Here is a 25,213-nt window from a genome sequence, read left to right as displayed (position 1 = left end):
GCTTGTGAACCTCCGTTCACAAGCGGCGTTGAGTGCTTGATTATCCGGCAACATCATGCGGGAGACAAGCGCTCAGACGGCGGTTCTGCCGCAGCTGCAAGCCGATGTGCCGAACGCCTGCTTCGCGCATGGCGTGCAGTTCGGCGATCAGGCCATTGCGTCGCGTGCGCCCGCCAAAGCGGAAACGCTGCAGCGGCGTGGGCTGGTCCTCATCCAGGCCCAGGTGATTGTGTGATTGGTGGTGGCGTGCAAGCGGCGGTACTCTCGAATGAATGTCGAGAGCCGCACTATCCGCCCTTCCTTTATTGAAAAAATACCGTTTATATCAAATCATATTTGACCTGTAGGCAAGTAATGTGATGGCCATGCAGGAAATCGGGGAAAAGTCGCAGCCGGCTCTTGCATTCCTGTTTTGGTCTGCTATAATTCGCCACCTTGGCCTGGTAGCTCAGTCGGTAGAGCAGAGGATTGAAAATCCTTGTGTCGGTGGTTCGATTCCGCCCCGGGCCACCAAGAATTCGTAATACGTTCAAAAACGCCACCTTCGGGTGGCGTTTTTGCGTTGGCGGCAAGCTTTGGCCTGCCGCCGCGCTGCTCGCGCTACTATTTTGCGCTCGCCATCAGCGCGCGGATCGCCGCTTCCGAGATAGGGCCTTCGGGATTCTTGGCTGCAATGATGGTGGCTGCCGTTTCCAGCAGCGCCAGTGCCTGCGCCCGCTGCCCCGTGTAGAGCGCCAGGCGGCCGCGCTGGTAGGCCAGGCGGCCATCCCAGTCCAGCAATACCTGAGCGTGCCCCAGCGTGTCTTCCTGCAAGCCTTGCAGCAAGGCCGCCACACCATCGGTACGGCGCTGCTGCAGGCGACAATTGGCAAGCTGGTAGCGATTCCATTGCACCGCCGCGCTGTCTTCCGCATTGCCAGCGCGTACGTCGCGCAAGGTATCGATGAACAGCTGCTCCGCCTCTCCATAGCGGCCCATGCCGACATACGCGAGCGCGGCGGAAGAACGCGCACCGACGGAGTGGAACGACTGCTGTCCCTTGAGCCGGCCATACACCGGGCTGGCCGTCATATAGGCATCGACTGACTCCTGGTAGCGCTGCGCCTTGTAATATGCGGCGCCCAAAATGTCGTACGCTATCGCCGTGCGCGTATTTTCCATGCCCAGCGCCGCTTTCAGGCAATGTGCACTGTCACGCAACATGGCAATGGCTTCTTCCACCCGATTCAGATAGCTGTACGTCGACGCCAGGCCCAGGCGCGTAAAACAGGTGCGCGCCCCTTGCGCCCCATAGCGGGTTTCTTGCAGGGCAATCAGTTTGAGAAAATACTTTTCCGCTTCCCCATAATCTTTCGCCATGCGACTGGCATCGGCATACATCAGCATCGCATATTCCTCGATGGCATGCGGGGGTTGCGGCATGGCGCCCAGTATCTGCAAGGCGCGGCGCGTTTGCTCGACGCCCAGCTTTTCATCAAATGCGGTGGTGGCGATGGTGGCGCGGGCCAGCCAATAGCCGGCCTCGATGACCGGATACCGGCCCTGGCGGCTGGCCAGCCAGCGCTCGACAATATCAAGCTCCGCCTGCGCCTCACTGGTCTGCGACATTTCGATCAGGTCGCTGGCCAGGTTGACGCGAATCTGCGCCAGCTGCTCGCTATCGGCAGGCATCGCCTGGCCTGCGCGCAGGGCCAAACGGCCTTCGGCTATGGCGGCCTGATGCTCGGTCAAACCCGAAAATGTCTTTTGCATCGCCTCGTGCAGGGCCACTTGCACTTCCGGCGCGCTGTCCTTGAAGCGAGCATCGATGGCCGGCGCCGCCTTCCTGGCGGCCTCCAGCATGGTCACGCCCGCACGGCCGCTGATGGACGGGTTGGCCTGGGCGATCAAGTCTTCGCCGAGGAAGCGGTTCATCGCCTGCCCCACGGCCACTTGCCGCAGCAGGGCCTGCTGGTCGCGCCGCGCCTGCTGATAAAACACCAGGCTGGCCGCCAGGCCGACGGCGAGCACGGCCAGCGATACCAGCATCCATGGCCGCTGCGCCTGGAAGCGGCGCACGCGCGCACGCTCCAGTTGCGCCGCCTCCTGCGCTGCGTGCTCGGCCTGCGCCTGCGCCCGGCGCGCGTCCAGGCTACGCAGCCGCTCGGCCAGCAAGGCCACGCTGGCCAGGCGGCGCACGGGATCGCCATCGGTGGCCTGGGCGATATCGTCGGCCAGCAGGCTGTCGGCAATGTCGCGCTGCCAGCCCGGCATCAATGGCCGCTGCATGTCGCCCACCAGCAACTGGTACAACATGACGCCCAGCGCAAACACATCGCTGCGCTGCGTCGTTGCGCCGCCGGCGAACAATTCGGGCGCAATATACATGGGCGTGCCCTGCGACACGTCGCTGCCGACGCCGTGCGTGCCCGTCATGCCCAATTGTGTAATGGCAAGCTGCTCCAGCCGTCCCGGTTCGAGCAGGCGCGCGCTGCCAAAGTCGGTCAGACGCGCCTGCCAGCCTGCCGCCACTGGCGCGATCAGGATATTTTGCGGCTTCAAGTCCTTGTGCAGCACGCTCACGCCATGCGCGGCGGCCACGGCATCGGCAATTTGCAGGAACAGCGACAGACGCGCTGCGCCATCGAGCTGGGCCAGGCGTCCATCCTGGCGGCTCCACTCCAGCAGATTGTCGCCGCCAAACTCACTTTCCATGAAAAACGGCGGCTGCTCGAAATTCCAGTCCAGCACCATGGCGATGTCGGGGCGCGGCCCCAGTTCATCGCGCAGGAAACGCGAAATCGTCGTTTCCCGCTTCAGCGAGGCCAGATACTGCGCATCGGTGGCAAACTTGAACACGCGGCGCTCGCCGCTGGCAGCATCGCAGGCCAGCCAGACTTCGCCTGAAGTGGACTGGCCGAGGATGCGTTCCAGGCGGAAATGATCCCGCCCCGGCACGGCTTGTCCGGGCGCCAGGGCGATCTGGCTTTCAAATGTCTTGCCGACCACTACCCGGTCGCCGTCCCCCGTGATGCGGTAACCCTGGCGCGGCACGGTCTCGATGAGACTGGCATGCGACTCCCCGAGGGCATTGCGCAAGCGGTTGACGGCAGTCGCCAGGGCTTCCTTGCTGGCCGAACCGCCCTTCCAGACGATGGCCTCGAGCTCGCTGCGCGAGACAATTTCATGGCGGCGCGCCAACAAGGCCGACAACAAGGCACGGCCCTGGGGATGAATTTCCGCCCGCAAGCCATTCACCGACAGCTCGCCGCTGGCCTCGTCAAACTCGACCGGCCCAAAACGGTAGCGATACACATTGCCCATGACTTTCCTTGCTGTTATCAGTACACCAACAAACGTGGCGCCCTGGCGCACCACAAGTTAAACGAAATGATAACAAACTCGACAAGTTTCCTACTGGAAAATATTCATGGCATGCCAGCCGACGCCGCCACCGGCATGCCGCACGGATACACCCGATTCCCTACGCACATACAAATCTGCTTTTAAATCAACAACATACATGGCTGTCATGATTCAGTTATGTCAAAACCGTGGCGCGGCGGGCAGCTGCGCTGGCATGCTTTGAGCACGTTATCGCAAGGAGCATGGAAATGAGTATCAAGGTCTACGAAGGTGTCATCGAGTCCCTGGGGGACAAATGGAGCAAAGGCTGCTACTACCAATACAATAAGCTGACGATGGCCGATGGCACCCGGGTGAGAAGGCGTTTCCTCGTCACGGAAGAAATGGACGATATCCTGCAGGAGGTGCTGCAGTCGGGCGAGAAGGTCAAGCTGCACATGACCATCATGACGCAGGAAACGCAGAGTGGCGCCTTGCTGGCACTGGAGCGCGCCAACGGCGTGCTGTATGCGTTGAATCCACCCGCCGGCACACGCACGATCAAGGGCTGGATGTCGGCAATACTGGTTCTCTCGCTGCTGACGCTCCCGATAGGTGCGGGCTTCATTCTCTTGGCGATATGGTGGAGCACGAAAAAGAAACTAGCGTCCACCTACGCACTATATGACTACCTGATGTCGCTTGATGGCGCGATCAGGGTCGATCAAGACCTGAAATAGCCGCGGCGCCCCAAAAGGGGGCGCCAACACTACCACATCAAATCATCAGGAATCTGGAACGCCGCATACGGATCGTCCTCGTCCACTTCCGTGCTGGCCTGTTTCACGCGCACGACGATGGCGGGATCGCGTTCGGCGATCTTGTCGGCGATGATGCGCGGCACCAGTTCCACGGCGCCGCCCAGGCAGATGATCACCAGACGGCCCGCCACCAGGTGGGCTTGCACGGCGGCCGTCACGTAGATGCGCTCGATCTTGTTGTTGAACGTGAAGTTGTACGGCAGCTCGCCGTGGTTGCCCTTGCTCTGGCGGTTTTTTTGCACCATTTGCGCGATCTGCGCCACGATGGCTTTCTGGTTGGCGGCCGCGTCGCGCTGCGCGTTCAGTTCGCGCGCGCGTTCCGCGTTCTTGCGCTGCGTCTCAAGCGCCGCCAGGCGCACCTCGTCGACGCTTTGCGTGCCGCTCTTGCGCTCGTCCTTTTTCTGCTTGCTCTTGTCCTGGTTGGCCAGCTTGACCTTCTTCTTGTCGACCAGGCCGGCCTTTAAAAACTGCTCTTGCAACGAGACCATAACTACTCCGTATTGAGGGTGCGCCGGCCAAGGCAGCGGCATCGGCCGGTAGAAAGACGCTAGCATAGCAAAAAACAGGACCGCTGCCGCCGCAACATGGCTGTCCGCGCCAGCCGGTGGACGTCTGGCGCCCGGCAGTAACAAAAAGACACACACAAGTGGAAATTTTGTTGATAAATGTCATATAGTTAGTTACGTTCTGCATATCGGCAGTGAGCTGCCGATTGCACGTCCCCTTCCATCGCCTGCGTCTACAAGGATTTGCCATGAAACAATTAATCGCCCTCTGCATCGCTGCCGCGTTTGCCAGCACCGCCTTTGCCGCCGCACCGGAAGCGGCCCCCGTCGCCAAGACGGCGCAACAGTCGAAAATGACCACCTGCAATGCCGATGCCGCCGGCAAGAAGGGCGATGAGCGCAAGGCCTTCATGAAGGAATGCCTGAGCGCCAAGCCGGCGCCGGCCATGACGCAACAAAACAAGATGAAAACATGCAATGCCGACGCCAAGGACATGAAGGGCGATGCGCGCAAGGCTTTCATGAAGGAATGCCTGAGCGCACCGAAGAAATAAGCGCCTCGCCGCTTGCCCCAGCAACGCCAGCATCATGCTGGCGTTTTTTTAGGCTCTGTCATCGGCAAATAGGGGAAATGCCGAATCTTCCCTTGGTTGTGCTGTCTGACTCTGCATACTCACCACACAGGGAGCAGATCATGCAGCCAGCCGAATGGATCAGTTTTATCGCGCAATTTGCGCATTTGAGCCGGCGCCAACGACAGGCAGGAATGGCCCTGCTGCGTGGCAACGCGCCACATGACGCGACCGTCGCGCTGCTGGAAGGTGTGCTACAGCCGCGATTGGCATGCCCCGCCTGCCAATCGCATCACCTGCATCGACATGGTCATGCGCACGGACTGCAGCGCTACCGCTGCGTGCCGTGCGGCCGCACCTTCAATGCGCTCTCTGGCACCCCATTGGCCCGCTTGCGCCATAAATCGCTGTGGCTCGACTACGCCGATTGTCTGCTGGCATCGGATTCCGTGCGCAAGGCAGCCACTGAACTGGGCGTACACCGCAATACCACGTTTCGCTGGCGCCACCGGTTTTTATCGCTGGCAAAGACGGACCGGCCGCATGGCCTGCATGGCATTGCCGAGGCCGACGAGTTATATCTGCTGGAATCGGAAAAGGGATCCAGAAGCATGACGCGTCCGGCGCGCCGCCGGGGCGGCCGTGCCCACAAGCGCGGCATTTCCAATGAACAGGTCTGCATTCTGGTGGCGCGCGACCGCACGGGCCAGACCCTCAATTTCGTCACGGGCAAAGGGGCGCTGACCAAGGCGCGGTTGCGCCACTATTTGTTGCCCATGATCGACAAGGATGTCCTGCTGGTCACCGACGGCCATGCGGCCTACCGGGCCTTTGCCAGGGAAGCTCGTATCAGCCATCAGGCCGTCAACTTGCGCGCAGGCATCCGCGTGCAGGGCGCCGCCCACGTACAGAACGTCAACGCCTATCACAGCCGTTTGCGACAATGGCTGGGGCCGTTTCACGGCGTGGCCACGCGCTACCTGCCGAACTACCTGGGGTGGCGCTGGATACTCGACGCCGGGCGTATTCGTTCCCCAGAAACATTATTGAAAGCAACGCTGGGCGCGTTCCCACACCTGGCGGTGACATAGCCTTTTTTTATTGCGCTGCGTAGGTCTGCATCAGCCGGTCGAGGAAAACAAACAGTTGGCCGTTCATCGCTTGCCAGTCATGGGCGCGCAGAATCGCCGGCTGCTGCACGAAGCGGTGCGACGCCAGCGTGGCCAGTTCTGCTTCCGACGCGGCGATCAGCAGCTCGACCACCTCCGGCGTGAACTCCATATGGCACTGGAAGCCGTACACCAGGTTACCGTATTCGACGATCTGGCGCGGGCACCCTTCGCTATAGGCGATGACTTTTGCGTTGCCGGTCAGGCCCGGCATGTCGCTGTGCCAATGCCCGCTTTCCAGGACATCGCCAAAATGCGTGAACTTGCCGTTCTCCCGCCCTGCCTCCGTCAGCATGACGGGAAACTTGCCGATCTCCTTTTGAGGGCTGTGCGCATGGCGCGCTCCCAAGGCCGCACCGATCAGCTGCGCGCCCAGGCAAACGCCGACCACGGCCTTGCCCGCCGCGGCACAGGCGGCTATCAGGGCCTGTTCGGCTGCCGCGTCGAAATGCGGGCATTCCTCGCGCGTCGTCGACGGCGACTGCGGCCCGCCCATGACGACCAGCAGGTCGATGTCCGCGATGGAGCCGGGCAACGGCTCGTGGGCATGGACGCGGGAATACGCGGCCTCGTGGCCCCGTTCATGCACCCAAGTCTCATAGGCGCCCGGCGCCTCGAACGCTTCATGCACGATGAAATGGACTTTCATGATGTTCCCTTCTGTGACGAGTAACTGAAACTATGACCTGCCCAGCACCTGGGCCAGCACGCTGGCGAACGCCTGCGCGCCCGCTTCATCGATGGTCGACACGGTGATCCGCAATCCCTGCGCCTGCGCCTGCACGCCGAAGGCTTCGCCGCCACGCACCAGCCAGCCATGCCGGGCCAGCGCCAGCACGGCCGCCTGGCTGCTGTCCGGCAGCGGCAGCCACAGGTTCAGGCCATCGGCGGGACTGGCGCAGACCAGGCCGTGCGCCGCCAGCGCCGCCGCCATCATGTCGCGGCGGCGCGCATAGTCGGCGCGGGCCAGGACCACTTGCGCGGATACGTCGGGCGACGACAGGCAGGAACTCACGGCATCCTGCAAGAGATGGCTGACCCAGTTCGTGCCGGGCGCCAGGCGCAGGCGCAAACGCTGTGCCGTCTGCCCGTCGCTGGCGACAACGGCCAGGCGCAGGTCGGGGCCGAAGATCTTCGACACGGAACGGATCAGCGCCCAGCGCCGGGCCGCAGGCGCAATCACATCCTGGTAGCCGGCGGCGGACAGCAGCGAGAAATGGTCGTCGACGATGACCAGCACGTGCGGGTAGGCGGCCAGCACGGCGCGCAGCTGATCCGCGCGCGCAGCGCTCAGGCTGCAGCCGGTGGGATTGTGCGCGCGCGGCGTCACGATGACGGCTTGCGCGCCTTGCGCCAGCACCCGCTCCAGCGCCCCGGCTTGCATGCCCTCGGCATCGACCGCCACGCCAACGGCGTGCAGCCCGGCGCTGCGCAAGGTGTTGATGCTGCTGACGAAACACGGGTCTTCCACGGCCACCTTGTCGCCCGCGACCAGATACGCCCCCAAGAGGCGCTCGACCGCGTCCACCGCCCCATTCGTCAGGGTGATGTCGTGGCCCTCGGGGCAGTCGCCGGCCATCCAGCGCCGCGCCAGCGCTTCCAGTTCCGGATCCACGGTAGCCTCGCCATACAGGCGCGGGCGGTATGGCTTGCGCGCCAGGGCCGCGCCGACATCGGGCAGCCAGGCCAGGTTCGGATTGCCGCCGGCCAGGTCAGCCAGCGGCGAGCCGGGCAGCAAGCCTTCCTGCTCGCCGGGATCGCGCTGCGGGCGGATGGCCGTGCCCAGGCGCCCTTGCGTGACCGCGATGCCGGCCGTCACCAGGCGCTGGTACGCCAGCGACACGGTATTGCGGTTGACGCCCAAGGTCGCGGCCAGCTCGCGCACGGTGGGCAGCTCCTGGCCCGGCAGCAATTCGCCCGCCTGCGTCAGCGCGCGGATGCTGTCGAACAGTTCCGCGGCGGTTTTCCCTGTGATTTTCACGATAGTCTCAGACATGATATATTTTGGCATAGGACAATAATACATCACTGCGGCGACTCCTGCCGCGAATAGCGCGAAGACAAGGCTGACACATGCACACAGACACTCCCCTGCTCACTCCCACCATGCATGAGCGGCATGGGCGCTGGCCGCAAGCCGTGTCGGTGGACGACTTCCGCCGCAATCTGGCGGCAGTGCATGCGCGCATGGCGGCCGCATGCCAGCGGGTCGGGCGCGATCCGGCCGGCGTGCGCCTGCTGCCGGTCAGCAAGACCAAGCCCGAGGCGAGCCTGCGTCTGGCCTACGCCGCCGGTTGCCGCATGCTGGGAGAAAACAAGCCGCAGGAAGCGGGCCGCAAATGGGAAGCGATGGCGGACCTGGCCGACCTGCAATGGTCGGTGATCGGCCATTTGCAGACCAACAAGGCCAAGCTGGTGGCGCGCTTTGCCAGCGAATTCCAGGCGCTCGACAGTCTGCGCGTGGCCGAGGCGCTGGAGCGGCGCCTGCAAGCGGAAGGGCGCGGGCTTGATGTGTTCGTGCAAGTAAACACCTCGGGCGAAGCCAGCAAGTACGGCTTGCCGCCGGACGATGTGGCCGCTTTCCTGCGCCAGCTGTCCGCCTTCCCGGCGCTGCGCGTGCGCGGACTCATGACCCTGGCGCTGTTATCGGCGGAAGCCGTGCGCGTGCGCCGCTGCTTCGTACTGCTGCGCGAACTGCGCGACCGGCTGCGCCAGGACGCCCCTGATGGCATCAGCCTCGACGAGCTGTCGATGGGCATGTCCGGAGATTACGAAATCGCCATCGAAGAAGGCGCCACCGTCGTGCGCGTCGGCCAGGCCATCTTCGGCGCGCGGGACACGCCCGATAGCCACTACTGGCCGGCAGCGGAAGATGATCGTGCAGTCAATCATGCCGAATGATCAAGATGACATGAAGAAAGATAGCGCGTAGTATTTAGTCAACCTACTGCTCAGTACGGTTACACGGCATTCTGGAGAAAGGACGGCAGCGTGGCGGCGTCGAACGATCTCGCGCACTGGCGCGGCCAGGTCTTTAAGCACCTGCTGCAGGTGGTGCTGCTGCTTGGCTTCGTGACGGCCATTCCCAGCGCCTTGCTGGCGGCCAGCGAAGCCATCTGGTCCATTGTCGCCCTCGACTTGCTGGCCATCGGCTGGATCGGCGTCATCTGGCATCTGCGCGCCATGCCCTACCGCTGGCGCGTGTGGCAATTCCTCATCGTCGCCTACCTGGTGGGCGTGGGCCTGCTGCTGAAAATCGGCCCCGTCAGCCAGATCTACATGATGCTCATGCCCGTGCTGGCGGCACTGCTGCTGGGCATGCGGCCAGCCCTGTCCACCCTGGCGCTGACCTCGCTGACCATCTTTTTGCTCGGCCTGCACCCCGACGTCGCCCTGCAAATGCCGGGCACGCCCGACTCCCCCGTGCTGCGCGCGCTGATCGTGGCCCTGAACTTCCTGTTCATCGCCGCCGTGCTGACCCTGTCCTGCGCCTTCCTGCTGCGCCACCTGGAAGACAGCAGCCAGGCCCTGTCGCAACGCAACGCCGAGCTGCGCTTGACGGCCACGGCGCTGGCCCGCCTGAACGACATGGTGATGATCGCCGAAGTGGCCGAAGTGGCTGATGCCCCGCCCGGCCCAGGCGCGGTGCCAGCCACGCGCATCATTTTCGTCAACGACGCCTTCGAGCGCAGCAGCGGCTATGCGCGTGCCGAGGTGCTGGGCCGCAGCCTGCTGTTCCAGCAGGGCCCCGCCACCGATGCGGGCGAACTGGCGCGCGTCGCCGCCGCCATGGCCAGCGCCCAGCCGGCCAGGGTGGAATTGCTGAACTACAACAAGGCCGGCAAGGCGTACTGGGTCGAAGCGGAACTGGTGCCGTTTACGGATGCGGACGGCAGGCAAACGCACTGGGTGGCCGTCGAACGCGAAATCGACGAGCGCAAGCGATCGGAAGCGGACATCCACCGCCTGGCCTTCTACGACGTGCTGACGGGCTTGCCCAACCGGCGCCTGCTGATGGATCGCATCGCCCACTTGCTGGCCGCCGCGCCGCGCGACCAGTCCATCAGCGCGCTGATGTTCATCGACCTCGACCACTTCAAGCACATCAATGACGCGCGCGGCCATGCCACCGGTGACGCGCTGCTGCGCCTGGCGGGAGAACGGCTGGCACAGCTGATGCGCAAGGCCGACACGGTGGCGCGCATCGGCGGCGACGAATTCGTCGTGCTGCTGGCGCACCTGGCCGATGATTTGCACGGCGCGGCCCATGCGGCGGCCCAGGTGGCCGAGAAAATCCGCGCCGCCATCGCGCGCGACTTCGAGATCGGCGGGCAGTCGTATCATTGCAGCGCCAGCATCGGCGTGACCCTGCTGCCGAAAGCGCAGCAGCAGGCGCACGACTTGCTGCGCGAAGCCGATATCGCCATGTACCGCGCCAAGGCGGAAGGGCGCAACGGCATCGCCTTCTTTGAAGCGGCCATGCAGGCGGACGTGGAGCGTCGCCTGACCCTGGAACGGGCGCTGGCACGCGCGCTCGACATGGGCCAATTGTGCATGCACGTGCAGCCGCAGGTCGACCGCCATGGACGGGTCACGGGCGCCGAATTGCTGATGCGCTGGCAGCAGCCGGACGGCAGCTTCATCGCACCGGGCATCTTCATCCCCATCGCCGAGGAATCGGGACTGATCGTCAGGCTGGGGCACTGGGCGCTGCGCGAGGCGTGCCGCGCCGCCAAGGTGCTGGCGCAGGCTGGCCAGCCCGTTCCCCTGTCCGTCAACGTCAGCCCGGCCCAGTTTCGCCAGCCCGATTTCACCGCCCGCGTGCAGGCGGCGCTGGCCGAACACGGCACGCCGGCCGGTGCCCTGATCCTGGAACTGACGGAAGGCTTGCTGATCGACCAGCGCGATGCCTCGCTGGCGCGCATGCGCGCACTGGCGGACCTGGGCATCCGCTTTTCCATCGACGATTTCGGCACCGGCTATTCCAGCCTCTCCTACCTGACCTCGATGCCGCTGTACGAACTCAAAATCGACAAGCGCTTCATCGACGACACGCCGCGCGATGCACGCGACAAGGCCATCGTGCAGGCGATCCTGGCCATGGCGCGCCACCTGGGCTTGCGCGTGGTGGCCGAAGGCGTGGAAACGCAGGAGCAGGCCGACTTCCTGGTCGCCCACGATTGCGACGGCTTGCAGGGTTACCTGTATGCGCGGCCCATGCCATTGCCTGATTTCATGACGTGGCTGGCCCGGCAGCAAGCTTAGCTTTCCGACATTTCTTGTACGAAACTCCTCCGCTAGAATACCGGCCTCATAGCCTGTACCTTCACCATCCCCTTTGATTAAAGTGATCCCCGATGCGTCTGGTTCTTCCCCTGCTACTCACACTGCTAGCTGCCGCCCTGTCCGCCGCGCACGCCGCCCCCTCCGCCACCGCCCCCACGCCGATCACCCTGGACCAGGCCATGGCCGATCCCGACTGGATAGGCACACCCGTCGAAGCGGCGTGGTGGGGCTGGAATGGCCAGCTGTATTACAAGCAAAAACGCCTCGGCTCGCCCCTGCGCGACACCTATCAATTGCCAGGCGCCGGCGCCAGACTCAATAGCGGCGCGAAGGTCGACGACGCGCAACTGGCCCATCTTGATGGCCAGCAGATGCTCGTCAACCGGGCCGGCACGCGCGCCATCCTGCTGCGCAACGGCGACTTGTTCGAGCGCGACCTGAAAAACGGCGCCTTGACGCAAATTACGCGCGGCGTCACCGCCATCAGCGACCCGCAATACTCAAGCGACGGCGGCGCCGTGCAATACCGCAGCGGCAGCGACTGGTTCAGCTGGAGCCGCGTTGAGCGCCTGAGCGCGCCCGTGGCCCTGCTGCGCGCGGCCAAGGACCCGGACGCCAAGCCGGAAGCGGACGCGCTGCGCGAACTGCAGCTGCGCCTGATCGTCAACCTGGCGCGCCAGAAGCAAGACCGCGATGCCAGCCGCGAACGCCGCCAGGAAGAGCGCCGCCTGGACGCCACGCGCGCGCCGGAACCGATCTACCTGGGCGAGAAAGTCACCATTTCCGGCAGCGCCCTGTCGCCGGACGGCCGCTGGCTGCTGTTCGTCACGCAAGACAAGGCCGCCGAAAAGGGCAAGCTGGGCAAACTGGCCCGCTACGTCACGGAAACGGGCTACCCGGAAGCGGACGACGAGCGCACGCGCGTGGGCCGCAACATGCCGATTGCGCAAAGCCTGAAACTGGCCGACCTGCGCACGGGCCAGGTGCGCGAGATCGCTTTCGACAGCCTGCCCGGCATCGCGATCGATCCGCTGGCGCTACTGCGCGCGGAACAGAAGCTGCCGCCGTTGAAAGGCAACCGCCCCGTGCGTATCGACGCCCAGCGCGACGGCATCGCCTGGACCGATGACGGCAGCAAGGCCGCCGTGCGCATCCGCGCCATCGACAACAAGGATGGCTGGCTCGCCAACGTCGACCTGGCCAACGGCGCCCTCGTGCCCGTGCACCGCATCAGCGACGCGGCCTGGGTCAACCGCCGCGCCGAGCAATTCGGCTGGCTGCCCGACAACGCCACCCTGTGGTATCTGTCCGAGGAAAGCGGCTACGCTCACCTGTACGCGAAAACGGGCGCGGCCCCGGCGCGCGCGCTGACCAGCGGCCCATGGGAAGTGAGCGCCGTCGAATGGAGCCGCGACGGCAAGCATGCCTATTTCATGTGCAACCGGCAAGCGCCTGGCACGTATGAAGTGTGCGCCAGCACGGCGAAAGAGGGCGGCGCGCGCGAAGTCACCAGTTTGAAAGGCGTGGAAAACTTCGGCCTGTCACCCGACAACGGCAAGCTGCTGCTGCGCTATTCCACCAGCTATATGCCGGCCCAGCTGGCCACCGTTTCTGTCTCTGGCGGCAAGGCGACTATCCTCACGGATACACGCAGCGACGCCTTCAAGGCGCGCAGCTGGGTCATGCCGGAACTGGTGCAAGTGCCATCCACGCATGGTGCGGCACCGATCTGGGCCAAGCTGTATCGCCCGGCGCAGCTGGAAACGGGCAAGCGCTACCCGATCGTCATGTTCGCCCACGGCGCCGGCTACCTGCAGAACGTGACCGAGCGCTATCCCGTCTACTTCCGCGAACAGATGTTCCACAACCTGCTGGTCGAGCAAGGCTACATCGTGCTCGACGTCGACTACCGCGCCTCGCTCGGTTACGGCAGCGCCTGGCGCACGGCCATCTACCGCCAGATGGGCCACCCGGAACTGGAAGATTTCATCGACGGCGCCAACTGGCTGGCGCAGCAGCACCAAGGCGACATCCGGAACGTGGGCATCTATGGCGGCAGTTATGGCGGCTTCATGAGCCTGATGGCCCTGATGCGCGCGCCGGACATCTTCAAATCGGGCGCCGCCCTGCGTCCCGTGACGGACTGGACGACCTACAACCACGAGTACACGGCGAATATCCTGAACACGCCGGACGTCGATCCGCAAGCGTATAAAATCTCGTCGCCGATCGAATACGCGGACAAGCTGACGGGCAACCTCTTGATCGCCCACGGCATGATCGACGACAACGTGTTTTACCAGGACTCCGTGCGCCTGTCGCAGCGCTTGATCGAGCTGAAAAAGGATAACTGGGAAATGGCCAGCTACCCGATGGAGCGCCACGGCTTCGTGCAGCCGGAAGCGTGGTATGACGAGTACCGCCGGATTTATCAGCTGTTCCAGCGCACGCTGAAGTAAAGGCTGGGGTCAGTCAAACGGCACGGGCCGCGGCGTCGTGTCCGACGATGGCGGCAGGATCGGCAGCACGATGTGCGGCTGCTTGCCCGTCAGGGTTTTCAGGAAGGCCACCAGCTTGGCATTTTCGTCGGGCGTAAAGGTGCGGCCCAGTTGCAAACGGCCCATCACGTCGACGGCTTGCGTCAGGGTGGCCGCTTCGCCATCGTGGAAGTAGGGGTAGGTCAGCTCCACGTTGCGCAGGGTCGGCACCTTGAAATTGAAACGGTCGGCATCCTTGCCCGTCACGGCCGAGCGCCCTTGCGCCGTCATCGCCGTTTTATACGGTTCCACCACGCCCATCTTCTGGAAGGTGTTGCCGCCCACGGCGGGGCCGTTATGGCAGGCGATGCAGCCGCTCGATTTGAACAGCTGGTAGCCGGCCAGCTCGTCTTTCGTCAGCGCGCTTTTCTTGCCCATCAACCATTGGTCGAAGCGGGAACCGGGCGTCACCAGCACCTCTTCAAAGGCGGCGATGGCGCGCGTGATTTGTTCGATGGTCAGTTTATCCCGGCCAAAGACTTGCCGAAACTCCGCGCGGTAGGCGGGAATCGAGGCCAGCACGTCGATGGCCAGCTCGTGCGTAAAAGCCATCTCGCCGGGATTGGCGATGGGACCGCCCGCCTGCTCCTGCAAATCCTTGGCGCGGCCATCCCAGAATTGCGCCACGTTCATGCTGGAATTGAGCACCGTGGGTGAGTTGATGGGTCCGCGCTGCCAGTTGTGGCCGATCGAGGTCTTGATGTTGTCCGTGCCGCCCATGCTCAGGTTATGGCAGCTATTACAGGAAATAAAGCCCGAGCGCGACAGGCGCGGGTCGAAAAACAATTTCTTGCCCAATTCGACCATCGCCGGATTGGCCACCTTGGCGGCAGTGATCGGCTGGATCGCTTCCTTTTCGGCGGCGTGCAGCACGCCGCCGAAGGCCAGGCTGGTGATGAAAAGGATGGGTGAGAGGGTGCGGCGCATAGTCTAACTCCTGGAAACATTCCCGAATCGGCGGCACGCGCCGGCGCGGGAATACAGCGCACCGGCCCGGTTGCCACCCGTACATCGCTGATTGGATGTTGATTTATATTAACTTTGACGGGTTGATAATATAAATGACCGGGATCAAGGTTCTGGCCAAGCGCGAATCGCGCTTGCCATTTACGCAAGCGTGGCACATGATGAAGGCATGCAAACGCCTACCTACTCCGCCCTGTTGCCACTGCTGCGCGCCGCGTGCGCCAGCTTCCTGCTGCTCGCTGCCAGCGCCTGCGGCAGCGCCCCCGCACAAGATGCACCGCCCGCCCCCGGCAATGCCAGCTTGCTGGCGCAAATCCAGGCGGAAGTGGGTGCCGCCGTCTGCGATTCCACGCAGCAATGCCAGACCCTCGCCATCGGCGCCAAGGCCTGTGGCGGGCCCGAGCGCTACCTGGCCTGGTCCAGCAAGGATAATGACGGCAAGAAACTCAAGGCACTGGCCCAGGCGCAAGCCGAGGCGAGCCGCAAGCAGCAGCAGGCAGACAGCATGATGTCGACCTGCGCCATCGTCACGGACCCGGGCGCCACCTGCGAAGCGGGACGCTGCGTGCTGCAAAAGAGCGGCCTGGGCGGCAGCTCGGCGATGTAAAAAAGCCGCTGGATCAGCGGCTTGGGGGGTTCTGCAACAGGTCAGGACTGCAGTTGCAAGGTCTTGATGATCTTGCTTTCCACCTTCTCGCCCGCGCCCGAGGTGGCATTCTTGCTTTCCTTGCGCAGCAGCAATAAATGGTCACCGCTGACGCCATACTGGCGCGTCTCGTCCGTCTTTTGCGTAAAGCTGATGACGACGAAAGCGCGTCCGCTCACGTCAAAGTGGAAATGGCTGGCCAGCGGCGTGCCGTCGGCGGCGATCCACACCTCGATGCCGCCTTCGAACTTCTTCACATACTTGCGGTCCTTTTCCGGCACCTTGTCGAGCGACAAGGTAAAGCTGAGCAGGCGCGCCGGCTTGCCCTTGTAGCTATCCATCTTCTCGCCGCTGAACACGGCTTCCTCGATTTCGCGCGACAGGGAGTCCGCCGCCGACACCATGGAACGCAGCTCCGTCGCCTTCATTTCTCCCAGCGCAAAGCCGATCGGCGTCTTGACCTTCGGATCCTTCACCCTGGCGCGCTGCTCGGCTTCCACTTTCGCCAGCAAGTCCTTGCCGTAAAGCACCTGCAAGCCCGCCGGCCCGCTGTCGACCGCCACCGTCGCCTGGCCGCTATCGTCTTCCGCCGCCTTGCCCTCGCCCTCGCGGCGCCAGGTTTTCGATTCGACCTGCGCCTTGATCGGCATCTGGCCCTGCAAACGCGCCAGCGCCGCATTCAGATCGGCCAGGCCATCGGCCCGCGCCGTACCGCAAAACAAACTGAACAAGCCCACAGCCGCCAGGCCCTGCACTCCAATACATCGCTGCATCGCCACATCCCTTCAGGTCATACAAGGATGCCAAAACACCATGTTTTGGCCATCTGTTGCATTTGAACACAGCTAGCTCTGGTCAGGTGGAAAGTCTTTCTGCTATAATTCGCCGCCTTGGCCTGGTAGCTCAGTCGGTAGAGCAGAGGATTGAAAATCCTTGTGTCGGTGGTTCGATTCCGCCCCGGGCCACCAAGAATTCAGCAGTGCATAGCAAAAAGCCAACCTTCGGGTTGGCTTTTTTGTTTTCTCCTGCAAACAACGCCATGCCATCCATCGCCAGCTATGTACGCAAACGTACGGACTGCAGCCGCGCAAGGGCCCATGCTGCAGGCAGATCACACACCCTCCCCGCCGCCAGCGCCCTGCGCGACACGGCAGACGGGGTGACAGGTCAGCTCTCCCCGCCACACCGCCATGCGAAACTCGCGCCCGACGCCGTCGAGCCGTTCCGTACATAACGGCACACTGCCAAAGGATGCATCATGAAACCTACCCTGATATTGCTCGCGCTCGCCTCTACCCTCGCCCTGACCGCTTGCCAGCGCGAAGCGCCACCCGCGCCGACCGTCGTGCAAGTCGTTCCCGGCCCTGCCGGCGCGCCTGGTCCTGCCGGCGCTACCGGTGCCACGGGCGCCGAAGCCCCTGCAGGCGCGACCGGTGCCACCGGCGCCACGGGCCAGACCGGCGACAGCGGCATGCAAGGCAACGATGGCGCCAAGGGCGACGCTGGTGCCGCCGGTGATGCAGGCGCCAAAGGCGACACGGGCGCCAAGGGCAAGACGGGCGATACGGTGATTGTCGTGCCACAACGCTAATACGCCCCACGCCAGACACCACAACGCCAACCCATGCGGTTGGCGTTGTGCGTATGCGCTGTACCGCACGGTAACATCGGCCATATGCGCCTACCCTGTCCTTATTACACAGGGAGATATCGCATGCTGACGATCATACTGATGCTGGCCCTGCTGGGCCTGGCTTTGCTGTTCGCGCCCGGCCCCGTGCGCCGCGCCCTGCTTGCTCCGCGCCTGCTGGCCCTGTTCAAGCGCATCCTGCCGACGATGTCCGACACGGAACGCGACGCGCTCGAAGCGGGCACCACGTGGTGGGATGCCGAGCTGTTTTCCGGCCGGCCCGACTGGACAAAACTGCATGCCTATGGCCGCGCCACGCTCACGGCCGAGGAACGCCACTTTCTTGAGCATGACGTCGAGCGGCTGTGCGAACTGGTCAATGACTGGGAAACGCAACAGCAACTCGACTTGCCACCGCCAGCCTGGGCCTACATGAAAAGCCAGGGTTTCCTCGGCATGATCATCCCGAAACAATACGGTGGCAAACAGTTCTCCGCCTATATGCACTCGCAGGTGGTGATGAAGCTGTCGAGCCGCTGCTCGGCGCTGGCGGTGAGCGTGATGGTGCCCAATTCGCTGGGGCCGGCCGAATTGTTGTTGCACTACGGCACCGAGGCGCAAAAAGATTATTATCTGCCGCGATTAGCCGCCGGCACCGAGATCCCGTGTTTCGCCCTCACCAGCCCGTATGCGGGTTCCGACGCGGCCGCCATTCCCGACCTGGGCGTCGTGTGCATGGGCATGCATGAGGGCCGCGCCACTGTGGGTTTCCGCCTCAGCTGGAACAAGCGCTATATCACGCTGGCGCCCGTGGCGACCTTGCTGGGCCTGGCATTCCAGACCAGCGATCCCGACCATTTACTCTCCGACAACGATGCACCGGGCATCACCTGCGCGCTGATCCCCGCCAGCCACGACGGCGTGGTGATCGGCCGCCGCCATCACCCATTGAACGCCGCGTTCCAGAACGGCCCCACGTCCGGCAACGATGTCTTCATCCCCATCGACTGGGTCATCGGCGGCCAGGCGCAGGTGGGCAAAGGCTGGCGCATGCTGATGGAATGCCTGGCGGCGGGGCGCGCGATCTCTCTGCCCTCGTCCAGCGTGGGCATGGGCAAGATGGCCGTGCGCGGCACCGGCGCGTATGCGGCCGTGCGGCGCCAGTTCAACATGCCGATCGGCAAGTTCGAAGGGGTGCAGGAAGCGTTGGCGCGCATGGGCGCCAACCTGTACCTGATGGACGCGGCCCGCACCCTGGCTGCGCACGCCGTCGACCTGGGCGAAAAGCCGGCCGTCATTTCCGCCATCGTCAAATACCACGTCACGGAACGGGGCCGCGCGCTTGTCAACGACGGCATGGATATTCTCGGCGGCAAGGGCATCTGTATTGGCCCCAACAATTTCCTCGCCAGCGCCTACCAGCAAATCCCCATCGCCATCACGGTCGAAGGCGCCAACATCCTCACGCGCAGCCTGATCATCTTCGGCCAGGGCGCCATCCGCGCGCACCCGTATGTGCTCAGGGAAATGGCCGCCGTCAGCGAAAGCGACGGCCGCAAGGCCCTGCGCGATTTCGATGCGGCCTTCTTTGGCCACGTGGGCTTTGTGCTGGGCAACCTGGCCAGGGGATGTTGGTACGGACTGGGCGGCGCGCGCCTGGCGGCCGTGCCCGACGCCGGCGCGCCCGCACTGGCGCCCTATTACCGCGCCCTGACGCGGCTGTCGACGGCGTTTGCCGTCATGACGGATATGTCGATGTTCGTGCTCGGTGGCGAACTCAAGCGCCGCGAACGGCTGTCCGCCCGGCTGGGCGACGTGCTGGCGCAGCTGTACCTGGCGTCATCCGTGCTGAAGCGCTACGAGGACGATGGCCAGCCCGAGGCCGACCTGCCCTATGTGCACTGGTCGCTGCAAGATGCGCTGGTCAAGGCGCAGCAGGGCTTGACGGGCGTGCTCGACAATTTCCCCGCGCGCGTGCTGGCCGTGCTGCTGCGTACCCTGCTGTTCCCGTTTGGCCTGCCCCACCGTCCGCCGTCCGACGAACTGGGCAGTGAAGTGGCGCTGGCCCTGCAAACGCCGGGCGCCGACCGCGAACGCCTGCTGGCCGACGGCCATGTTGCCAGCGAAACCAGCGACCCCGTGGCCTGCGCCGAGCGGGCATTGACCCTGCTGCCGGACGTGCTGTCCATCGAAAAACGCCTGAAAGACACGCCCGAAGGCGCGGCCCTGCGGCACCTGCCGCAAAGCCTGTCCGCCATGCAGCAGTGGCTGGTGACGGCCAAGGCGGCGGGCACCGTCAGCGGCCAGGAGCACAATACCTTGCTGGAATTCGCGCGCCTGGTCGATGGTTTGATACAGGTCGACGATTTTGCGCCCGCCGCAGTGCTGGCAACGCAAGATGCCTATCCGCGCGATGATGCGGGCGTGGTGGCACCCGGCGACAAGCGCGCCACGCACGGGAGCGAGGCGGCGAACCCGAGGATGAGCGATAGCCGGTACGCCCTGACGCCAAAATAATTACAGGCTGCTCAGCGGCACGGCGGCGCATTGCGCGCCGCCATATTGCAATCCTTTGACCCCAGGCAAGGAAATCCATGGCCAGCCGGCCTACAATCGCCGGCTTTGCCCATCTTCCATGCGCCACGCTCCCGAACTCCTCCTGCCTGCCGGCTCCCTGGCCAAGATGCATGCCGCCTTCGACTATGGCGCCGACGCCGTCTATGCGGGCCAGCCGCGCTACAGTTTGCGCGTGCGCAATAACGATTTTTCGACCTTGCAAGCCTTGCAGGAGGGCATTGATGGCGCGCATGCGCGCGGCAAGCAATTCTTTGTTGCCAGCAACATCTTCGCCCACAACGCCAAGCTGAAAACGTATTTGCGCGACATGGAACCGGTAATCGCCATGCGCCCGGACGCCCTGATCATGGCCGACCCGGGCCTGATCATGATGGTGCGCGACAAGTGGCCGGACGTTCCCGTGCACCTGTCCGTGCAGGCGAATGCCGTCAACTGGGCTGACGTGAAATTCTGGCACCGCATGGGCCTGACGCGCGTGATTCTGTCGCGCGAACTGTCGCTCGACGAGATCGAGGAAATCCGCCAGCGCTGCCCGGAAATGGAACTCGAAGTGTTCGTCCACGGCGCCCTGTGCATCGCCTATTCGGGCCGCTGTTTGCTCTCCGGCTATTTCAACCACCGCGACCCGAACCAGGGCACGTGCACGAATTCCTGCCGCTGGGACTACAAGGTGAAAAATGCGTCCGAGGACGCCAGCGGCGACCTGGGCGGCATGCAGGTGGTGCCGCTGGAATTTCACCAGGCGCTGGCCGAGGCCGACAACAATGCGTTTTCCGCCCTGCACCAGCAGCCGCGCCACCCGCTGGCCGACCAGCCCTACTTTATCGAAGAAGCCCAGCGGCCGGGCCAGCTGATGCCGATCCTCGAAGACGAGCACGGCACCTACATCATGAATTCGAAGGACTTGCGCGCCGTCGAGCATATCGAGCGCCTGGTGAAAATCGGCGTCGATTCGCTGAAGGTCGAGGGCCGCACCAAGTCGCTGTACTACGCGGCGCGCACGGCGCAAGTCTACCGCCAGGCCATCGATGACGCCGTGGCGGGCCGTCCCTTCGACATCAGCCTGCTGGGTCAGCTGCAAGGCCTGGCCAACCGCGGCTACACGGACGGTTTTTACCAGCGCCATCACACGCAAACGCACCAGAACTACATGCGCGGCGCCTCCGAGGCGGACCGCAGCCAGTACGTGGGCGACGTGCTGGACGTGACGGACGGCTGGGCCAGGGTGGAAGTGAAAAACCGCTTCGCCGTGGGCGACCGCATCGAGGCCCTGCATCCGGGCGGCAACCGCGACTTCACCATCGCGCGCATGCTCAGCGACGATGGCAAGGAGATCCAGGTCGCGCCCGGCAGCGGCCACTTCGTGCGCATCGAACTCGACGGGGCGCTCGACAAGGCCTTGCTGGCCCGCTATTTGTAACCGCCAGTCTGCTGCGCCAGGTGGCGTAGCAGTTTCCAAGTGTTTGATTTGACAAGTAAAAATCCGCACATCGCCGCTTAAACAATTTGTTTAAGCCTCAACATTGCTATACGATACGGCCACCTCGCACCCGGGGGCCTTATCGGCATCCCGGGCGTTCCTGACACGTTCACCGGAATCCCCGATGCCACCTGCCAATACCGCCCTCATCACCAACGACGCCGTCGTCCTCGGCCTGCTCGCCATGACCCTGGGGGCCGTCTTCTGGACAGCCTCCCGCGCAGACGGCTTCTGGAAAAAGTTTTATACCTATATCCCGTCGCTGCTGATGTGCTATTTGATCCCGGCGCTGCTCAACACGTTTGGCATCATCAACGGCAACGCCTCCGGCCTGTACGCCGTGGCACGCGACTATCTGCTGCCCAGCGCGCTGGTGCTGCTGTGCGTGGCCATCGATTTCGGCGGCATCATCCGCCTCGGCCCCAAGGCCATCATCATGTTTTTGACGGGCACGCTGGGCGTGATGCTGGGCGCCCTCGTTTCGTTCGAAGCCTTGCGTTTGATCCACCCGGAAACGGTGGCGGGCGACACCTGGCGCGGCATGACGACCGTCGCCGGTTCGTGGATAGGCGGCGGCGCCAACCAGGCGGCCATGAAGGAAGTGTTTGAAGTCGACGCCACGCTGTTCGGCCAGTTCGTCGCCGTCGACGTGCTGGTGGCCAACGTCTGGACGGCCGTGCTGCTGTTCCTGGCCGGCCGCGCGGGCGCCTTCGACCGCTGGACCGGCGCGGATTTATCCGCCATCAATGCGCTCAAGGACAGCATCGAAAGTTATCGGGCCCAGCACGCGCGCATCGCCAGCCTGACCGATATCATGATCATCCTCGGCGTGGGCCTGGGCGTGACGGGCCTGTCACACTTCCTGGCCGGCCCCATCATCAGCTGGATCGCCACCCTGCCCGCCGAGTGGCGCCTGCAGGATTACAGCCTGACGTCGAACTTTTTCTGGATCGTCGTGCTCGCCACCACCTTCGGCCTGCTGCTGAGCTTTACCAAAGCGCGCAGCCTGGAAGGCGCGGGCGCCTCGACCATCGGCTCGGCCATGCTGTACGTGCTGGTGGCCACCATCGGCATGCACATGGACTTGAAAGCCCTGTTCGACAAGCCTTTCCTGTTCCTGTTGGGCCTGATCTGGATCGCCGTGCATGGCGGCCTGATGCTGCTCGTCGCCAAGCTGATCCGCGCACCGCTGTTCTTCATGGCCGTCGGCTCGCAGGCGAACATCGGCGGTGCCGCTTCCGCCCCCGTCATCGCCAGCGCCTTCCACCCTTCGCTGGCCCCCGTCGGCGTGCTGCTGGCCGTGCTGGGCTACGCGCTGGGCACCTATGGCGCCTACATCACGGGTTTGATCCTGCGCGGCATGGCGGGGTGACGCTCCTGGCAGCGCAGTGACGACAACGCCAGCCTGCGGGCTGGCGTTGTCGTTTATGGGCTGCGCAAGGAGGCGACGGAGACGTCACTTGGTCGGGCACTTGCCATTACGGCACATGTAAAAAGCCGCTTTCAGTTTGCACTCGGATACACTGAGAAACAGGGGCGCAAGACCTTGCTCATCGGTAATGCCTGTTTGATCGTATCCGCAACCTGTCACGTGATAATGCATGCCGGCCACGCCCGAGCCGTCCGTCGGGCGCAACAATTGAGGACTGAGGCCATATGGCCCGCTTCCCACCACCCGCACAAATCGCATGCGCTCGGGAGTGATGGGAAATGATGCCCGTATGAATCCGGATCGCCCATGCGCATCGGTCACACCTTTCAGTGTAGTGAGAAAGGGTGTTGCTGAGGCTGCCGATTTCGACGGTGCATAGACGTCGAGCGAATACGGTGTATTGACGAGAATTGCTTTCGTCTCCGTATCGAGCAGTTGAAAATGGCATCCATACGCACCCTCCCCCGCCATGGGCAAGCCATCGACTGGCGTCGGCCTGCATTCATAGCTTGAGGCCGATGCTACCACTGGCACTGTCTTTGTTACGCATCCGGAAAGCATGTGCGCGCAAAGCAAGGCGATGACGATAGGCGCGCTTTTAGTGGCAAGACACTTGAACATAAGGATTCCCCCATTCAAAGTTGGCAAACAGCAAGTCATTCTTGCCTGACTACCCACAGGGGTGATTGGGATCTGTCAATCTTTCAATAAATAAACAATTCTTAAAAACCACCAGAGCACTACCTGTTTTGCCGCGCCGGCCAGCCGGAAAATGCGCCCCAGAATGTAGCAGAAACCCCTCAAAACCAAATTTCCGCACCATTTTTGTGCGAAATCTGCGATGATAGTTGCCCAAATAACCGATTACCTCCATGGAATTCTGATGAAATACGCATCTGCTCACGAGTATGTCCAGCATGTCGCCGCACGCAATCCAGGTCAACCCGAGTTTCTGCAAGCCGTCACCGAAGTCATGGAGAGCTTGTGGCCGTTCCTGGAACAGCACCCGAAATACGCGGAACAAGGCTTGCTGGAACGCTTGATCGAGCCGGAGCGCGTGGTGATGTTCCGCGTGTCGTGGGTCGATGACCATGGGCAAGTGCAAGTCAATCGCGGCTACCGCATCCAGCACAGCATGGCCATCGGGCCGTACAAGGGCGGCATCCGCTTCCACCCGTCCGTCACCTTATCCGTGCTGAAATTTCTCGCCTTTGAGCAAACATTCAAGAATGCCCTGACCACCTTGCCGATGGGCGGCGGCAAGGGCGGCGCCGATTTCGATCCGAAGGGCAAGAGCCCGGGCGAAGTGATGCGCTTCTGCCAGGCCTTCGTCAGTGAACTGTTCCGCCACGTGGGTTCGGACACGGACGTGCCGGCCGGCGACATCGGCGTGGGCGGGCGCGAAGTGGGCTATATGGCCGGCATGATGAAAAAGCTCAGCAACCGCGCCGACTGCGTGTTTACGGGCAAGGGCGCCAGCTTCGGTGGCTCGCTGATGCGGCCGGAAGCGACGGGCTACGGCACCGTGTATTTTGCGCAGGAAATGCTGAAAACGCGGGGCCGCTCGTTCGAAGGCATGCGCGTGTCCGTTTCCGGTTCGGGCAACGTGGCGCAATACGCGGTGGAAAAAGCCATGGCCATGGGCGCGAAAGTCATCACCGTCTCCGATTCCAGCGGCACCGTCATCGATGAAGACGGTTTTACGCCGGAAAAGCTGGCCATCCTGATGGAAATCAAGAACCACCTGTACGGCAGGGTCAGCGATTACGCTGTGCGCACGGGCGTGCGCTTCGAGGCGGGCGTGTCGCCATGGCATGTGCCGGTCGACATCGCCCTGCCCTGCGCCACGCAAAATGAATTGAACATCGATGATGCGCGCACCTTGATCGCCAACGGCGTGCAATGCGTGGCCGAAGGCGCCAACATGCCCACCACCATCGAGGCAGCCAAGGCCTTCGAAGCGGCCGGCGTGCTGTACGCGCCAGGCAAAGCCAGCAATGCGGGCGGCGTGGCCACGTCCGGCCTGGAAATGAGCCAGAACGCGGCCCGAATTTCCTGGCCGCGCGAAGAAGTCGACGCGCGTTTGCTGCAGATCATGCAAGGCATCCATGCCGCGTGCAAGCAATACGGCACGCGCGCCGATGGCACGGTCAGCTATGTGGATGGCGCCAATATCGCCGGTTTCGTCAAAGTCGCTGACGCGATGCTGGCGCAAGGGGTGATTTAAGGGGGGGTGATTTAAGCGGCCTCACGACACCTGACAAAAC

The 25,213-nt window shown here is 63.5% G+C and carries 20 protein-coding genes and 2 tRNA genes; 15 read left to right on the top strand and 7 right to left on the bottom strand.

All coding sequences use genetic code 11. The annotated features are described in order from the left end of the window. The first annotated feature begins 55 nt into the window (after positions 1-55). Together CLU91_RS28835 and CLU91_RS19495 are read left to right on the top strand one after the other, a co-directional pair. Complete coding sequence (locus CLU91_RS28835; RefSeq protein ID WP_100875463.1) at positions 56-235, top strand: hypothetical protein; 180 nt, start codon at positions 56-58, stop codon at positions 233-235. Positions 236-437: 202 nt separating this feature from the next. Continuing rightward, a tRNA-Phe gene (locus CLU91_RS19495) sits at positions 438-513 on the top strand. 90 nt (positions 514-603) lie between these two features. Here the strand turns inward: CLU91_RS19495 and CLU91_RS19490 are convergent. Beyond that, positions 604-3,303: a protein kinase domain-containing protein gene (locus CLU91_RS19490; protein ID WP_100875462.1), complete on the bottom strand. Its 2,700-nt coding sequence runs from the start codon at positions 3,301-3,303 to the stop codon at positions 604-606. Positions 3,304-3,593: 290 nt separating this feature from the next. Here CLU91_RS19490 and CLU91_RS19485 point away from each other — a divergent pair, with 290 nt between their 5' ends. After that, positions 3,594-4,064, top strand: coding sequence for a hypothetical protein (locus CLU91_RS19485; protein ID WP_157814739.1), 471 nt, complete (start codon positions 3,594-3,596; stop codon positions 4,062-4,064). A 29-nt stretch (positions 4,065-4,093) separates the two neighbouring features. Here the strand turns inward: CLU91_RS19485 and CLU91_RS19480 are convergent, their stop codons facing one another. After that, positions 4,094-4,633: a DUF2058 domain-containing protein gene (locus tag CLU91_RS19480; protein WP_071079601.1), complete on the bottom strand. Its 540-nt coding sequence runs from the start codon at positions 4,631-4,633 to the stop codon at positions 4,094-4,096. 266 nt (positions 4,634-4,899) lie between these two features. Here CLU91_RS19480 and CLU91_RS19475 point away from each other — a divergent pair, with 266 nt between their 5' ends. Continuing rightward, positions 4,900-5,205, top strand: coding sequence for a PsiF family protein (locus tag CLU91_RS19475; protein ID WP_100875460.1), 306 nt, complete (start codon positions 4,900-4,902; stop codon positions 5,203-5,205). Between the two features lie 140 nt (positions 5,206-5,345). Further along, positions 5,346-6,314, top strand: coding sequence for an IS1595 family transposase (locus tag CLU91_RS19470; protein ID WP_100875459.1), 969 nt, complete (start codon positions 5,346-5,348; stop codon positions 6,312-6,314). A gap of 7 nt (positions 6,315-6,321) precedes the next feature. Here the strand turns inward: CLU91_RS19470 and CLU91_RS19465 are convergent, their stop codons facing one another. After that, positions 6,322-7,041, bottom strand: coding sequence for a glutamine amidotransferase-related protein (locus tag CLU91_RS19465; RefSeq protein WP_100875458.1), 720 nt, complete (start codon positions 7,039-7,041; stop codon positions 6,322-6,324). A gap of 30 nt (positions 7,042-7,071) precedes the next feature. Further along, positions 7,072-8,373 carry a MocR-like B6 salvage transcription factor PtsJ gene (gene ptsJ, locus CLU91_RS19460; RefSeq protein ID WP_100876814.1) on the bottom strand — a complete coding sequence of 434 codons (1,302 nt, stop codon included), beginning with the start codon at positions 8,371-8,373 and terminating at the stop codon, positions 7,072-7,074. A gap of 92 nt (positions 8,374-8,465) precedes the next feature. On the opposite strand from ptsJ, the gene CLU91_RS19455 reads away from it, so the two are divergent. The 3 genes from CLU91_RS19455 to CLU91_RS19445 all read left to right on the top strand — a co-directional run bounded on the left by CLU91_RS19455 (position 8,466) and on the right by CLU91_RS19445 (position 14,137). Next, entirely contained in the window at positions 8,466-9,293 is an 828-nt protein-coding gene (locus tag CLU91_RS19455; protein ID WP_100875457.1) for a YggS family pyridoxal phosphate-dependent enzyme, read from the top strand. A 90-nt stretch (positions 9,294-9,383) separates the two neighbouring features. After that, positions 9,384-11,657, top strand: a complete 2,274-nt coding sequence (locus CLU91_RS19450) for a putative bifunctional diguanylate cyclase/phosphodiesterase (RefSeq protein WP_100875456.1) — start codon at positions 9,384-9,386, stop codon at positions 11,655-11,657. A 92-nt stretch (positions 11,658-11,749) separates the two neighbouring features. Beyond that, on the top strand, positions 11,750-14,137 hold the full coding sequence (locus CLU91_RS19445) for a S9 family peptidase (protein ID WP_100875455.1): 2,388 nt from the start codon (positions 11,750-11,752) through the stop codon (positions 14,135-14,137). Positions 14,138-14,146: 9 nt separating this feature from the next. On the opposite strand, the gene CLU91_RS19440 is transcribed toward CLU91_RS19445, so the two are convergent. Further along, positions 14,147-15,142: a cytochrome-c peroxidase gene (locus CLU91_RS19440; protein ID WP_100875454.1), complete on the bottom strand. Its 996-nt coding sequence runs from the start codon at positions 15,140-15,142 to the stop codon at positions 14,147-14,149. A gap of 208 nt (positions 15,143-15,350) precedes the next feature. Between CLU91_RS19440 and CLU91_RS19435 the strand changes: the two genes are divergently transcribed. Beyond that, a complete protein-coding gene (locus CLU91_RS19435) occupies positions 15,351-15,788 on the top strand; it encodes a hypothetical protein (RefSeq protein WP_100875453.1) in 438 nt (145 codons plus the stop codon). A 41-nt stretch (positions 15,789-15,829) separates the two neighbouring features. Here the strand turns inward: CLU91_RS19435 and CLU91_RS19430 are convergent, their stop codons facing one another. Then, a complete protein-coding gene (locus tag CLU91_RS19430) occupies positions 15,830-16,600 on the bottom strand; it encodes a hypothetical protein (protein ID WP_232730803.1) in 771 nt (256 codons plus the stop codon). Positions 16,601-16,719: 119 nt separating this feature from the next. On the opposite strand from CLU91_RS19430, the gene CLU91_RS19425 reads away from it, so the two are divergent. The 5 genes from CLU91_RS19425 to CLU91_RS19405 all read left to right on the top strand — a co-directional run bounded on the left by CLU91_RS19425 (position 16,720) and on the right by CLU91_RS19405 (position 22,886). Further along, positions 16,720-16,795: transfer RNA gene (locus CLU91_RS19425), tRNA-Phe, on the top strand. A 290-nt stretch (positions 16,796-17,085) separates the two neighbouring features. Further along, positions 17,086-17,418: a hypothetical protein gene (locus CLU91_RS28725; protein ID WP_100875451.1), complete on the top strand. Its 333-nt coding sequence runs from the start codon at positions 17,086-17,088 to the stop codon at positions 17,416-17,418. A 123-nt stretch (positions 17,419-17,541) separates the two neighbouring features. After that, on the top strand, positions 17,542-19,974 hold the full coding sequence (locus tag CLU91_RS19415; RefSeq protein ID WP_100875450.1) for an acyl-CoA dehydrogenase: 2,433 nt from the start codon (positions 17,542-17,544) through the stop codon (positions 19,972-19,974). 118 nt (positions 19,975-20,092) lie between these two features. Next, positions 20,093-21,454, top strand: a complete 1,362-nt coding sequence (trhP, locus tag CLU91_RS19410) for a prephenate-dependent tRNA uridine(34) hydroxylase TrhP (RefSeq protein WP_100875449.1) — start codon at positions 20,093-20,095, stop codon at positions 21,452-21,454. A 184-nt stretch (positions 21,455-21,638) separates the two neighbouring features. Further along, positions 21,639-22,886: a DUF819 family protein gene (locus tag CLU91_RS19405; protein ID WP_100875448.1), complete on the top strand. Its 1,248-nt coding sequence runs from the start codon at positions 21,639-21,641 to the stop codon at positions 22,884-22,886. An 84-nt stretch (positions 22,887-22,970) separates the two neighbouring features. Here the strand turns inward: CLU91_RS19405 and CLU91_RS27940 are convergent, their stop codons facing one another. Beyond that, the gene (locus tag CLU91_RS27940; protein WP_157814738.1) at positions 22,971-23,567 is read right to left on the bottom strand and encodes a hypothetical protein; all 597 of its coding nucleotides are present in this window, start codon (positions 23,565-23,567) and stop codon (positions 22,971-22,973) included. 262 nt (positions 23,568-23,829) lie between these two features. Here CLU91_RS27940 and gdhA point away from each other — a divergent pair, with 262 nt between their 5' ends. After that, positions 23,830-25,173, top strand: coding sequence for an NADP-specific glutamate dehydrogenase (gene gdhA / locus CLU91_RS19400; RefSeq protein WP_100875447.1), 1,344 nt, complete (start codon positions 23,830-23,832; stop codon positions 25,171-25,173). Positions 25,174-25,213 lie beyond the last annotated feature (40 nt).

It is taken from the genome of Janthinobacterium sp. 64 (assembly GCF_002813325.1).
In the GTDB taxonomy this organism is placed as follows: Bacteria; Pseudomonadota; Gammaproteobacteria; order Burkholderiales; family Burkholderiaceae_D; genus Janthinobacterium.
This window is presented reverse-complemented; position numbering and strand designations above follow the sequence as displayed.

Excerpts from the sequence above, each read along its gene's own strand:
- CLU91_RS28835 (WP_100875463.1), top strand. The coding sequence starts at position 56 with ATGCGGGAGACAAGCGCTCAGACGGCGGTTCTGCCGCAGCTGCAAGCC.
- CLU91_RS19490 (WP_100875462.1), bottom strand. The coding sequence starts at position 3,303 with ATGGGCAATGTGTATCGCTACCGTTTTGGGCCGGTCGAGTTTGACGAG.
- CLU91_RS19485 (WP_157814739.1), top strand. The coding sequence starts at position 3,594 with ATGAGTATCAAGGTCTACGAAGGTGTCATCGAGTCCCTGGGGGACAAA.
- CLU91_RS19480 (WP_071079601.1), bottom strand. The coding sequence starts at position 4,633 with ATGGTCTCGTTGCAAGAGCAGTTTTTAAAGGCCGGCCTGGTCGACAAG.
- CLU91_RS19475 (WP_100875460.1), top strand. The coding sequence starts at position 4,900 with ATGAAACAATTAATCGCCCTCTGCATCGCTGCCGCGTTTGCCAGCACC.
- CLU91_RS19470 (WP_100875459.1), top strand. The coding sequence starts at position 5,346 with ATGCAGCCAGCCGAATGGATCAGTTTTATCGCGCAATTTGCGCATTTG.
- CLU91_RS19465 (WP_100875458.1), bottom strand. The coding sequence starts at position 7,041 with ATGAAAGTCCATTTCATCGTGCATGAAGCGTTCGAGGCGCCGGGCGCC.
- CLU91_RS19455 (WP_100875457.1), top strand. The coding sequence starts at position 8,466 with ATGCACACAGACACTCCCCTGCTCACTCCCACCATGCATGAGCGGCAT.
- CLU91_RS19445 (WP_100875455.1), top strand. The coding sequence starts at position 11,750 with ATGCGTCTGGTTCTTCCCCTGCTACTCACACTGCTAGCTGCCGCCCTG.
- CLU91_RS19440 (WP_100875454.1), bottom strand. The coding sequence starts at position 15,142 with ATGCGCCGCACCCTCTCACCCATCCTTTTCATCACCAGCCTGGCCTTC.
- CLU91_RS19435 (WP_100875453.1), top strand. The coding sequence starts at position 15,351 with ATGCAAACGCCTACCTACTCCGCCCTGTTGCCACTGCTGCGCGCCGCG.
- CLU91_RS19430 (WP_232730803.1), bottom strand. The coding sequence starts at position 16,600 with ATGCAGCGATGTATTGGAGTGCAGGGCCTGGCGGCTGTGGGCTTGTTC.
- CLU91_RS28725 (WP_100875451.1), top strand. The coding sequence starts at position 17,086 with ATGAAACCTACCCTGATATTGCTCGCGCTCGCCTCTACCCTCGCCCTG.
- CLU91_RS19415 (WP_100875450.1), top strand. The coding sequence starts at position 17,542 with ATGCTGACGATCATACTGATGCTGGCCCTGCTGGGCCTGGCTTTGCTG.
- trhP (WP_100875449.1), top strand. The coding sequence starts at position 20,093 with ATGCGCCACGCTCCCGAACTCCTCCTGCCTGCCGGCTCCCTGGCCAAG.
- CLU91_RS19405 (WP_100875448.1), top strand. The coding sequence starts at position 21,639 with ATGCCACCTGCCAATACCGCCCTCATCACCAACGACGCCGTCGTCCTC.
- CLU91_RS27940 (WP_157814738.1), bottom strand. The coding sequence starts at position 23,567 with ATGTTCAAGTGTCTTGCCACTAAAAGCGCGCCTATCGTCATCGCCTTG.
- gdhA (WP_100875447.1), top strand. The coding sequence starts at position 23,830 with ATGAAATACGCATCTGCTCACGAGTATGTCCAGCATGTCGCCGCACGC.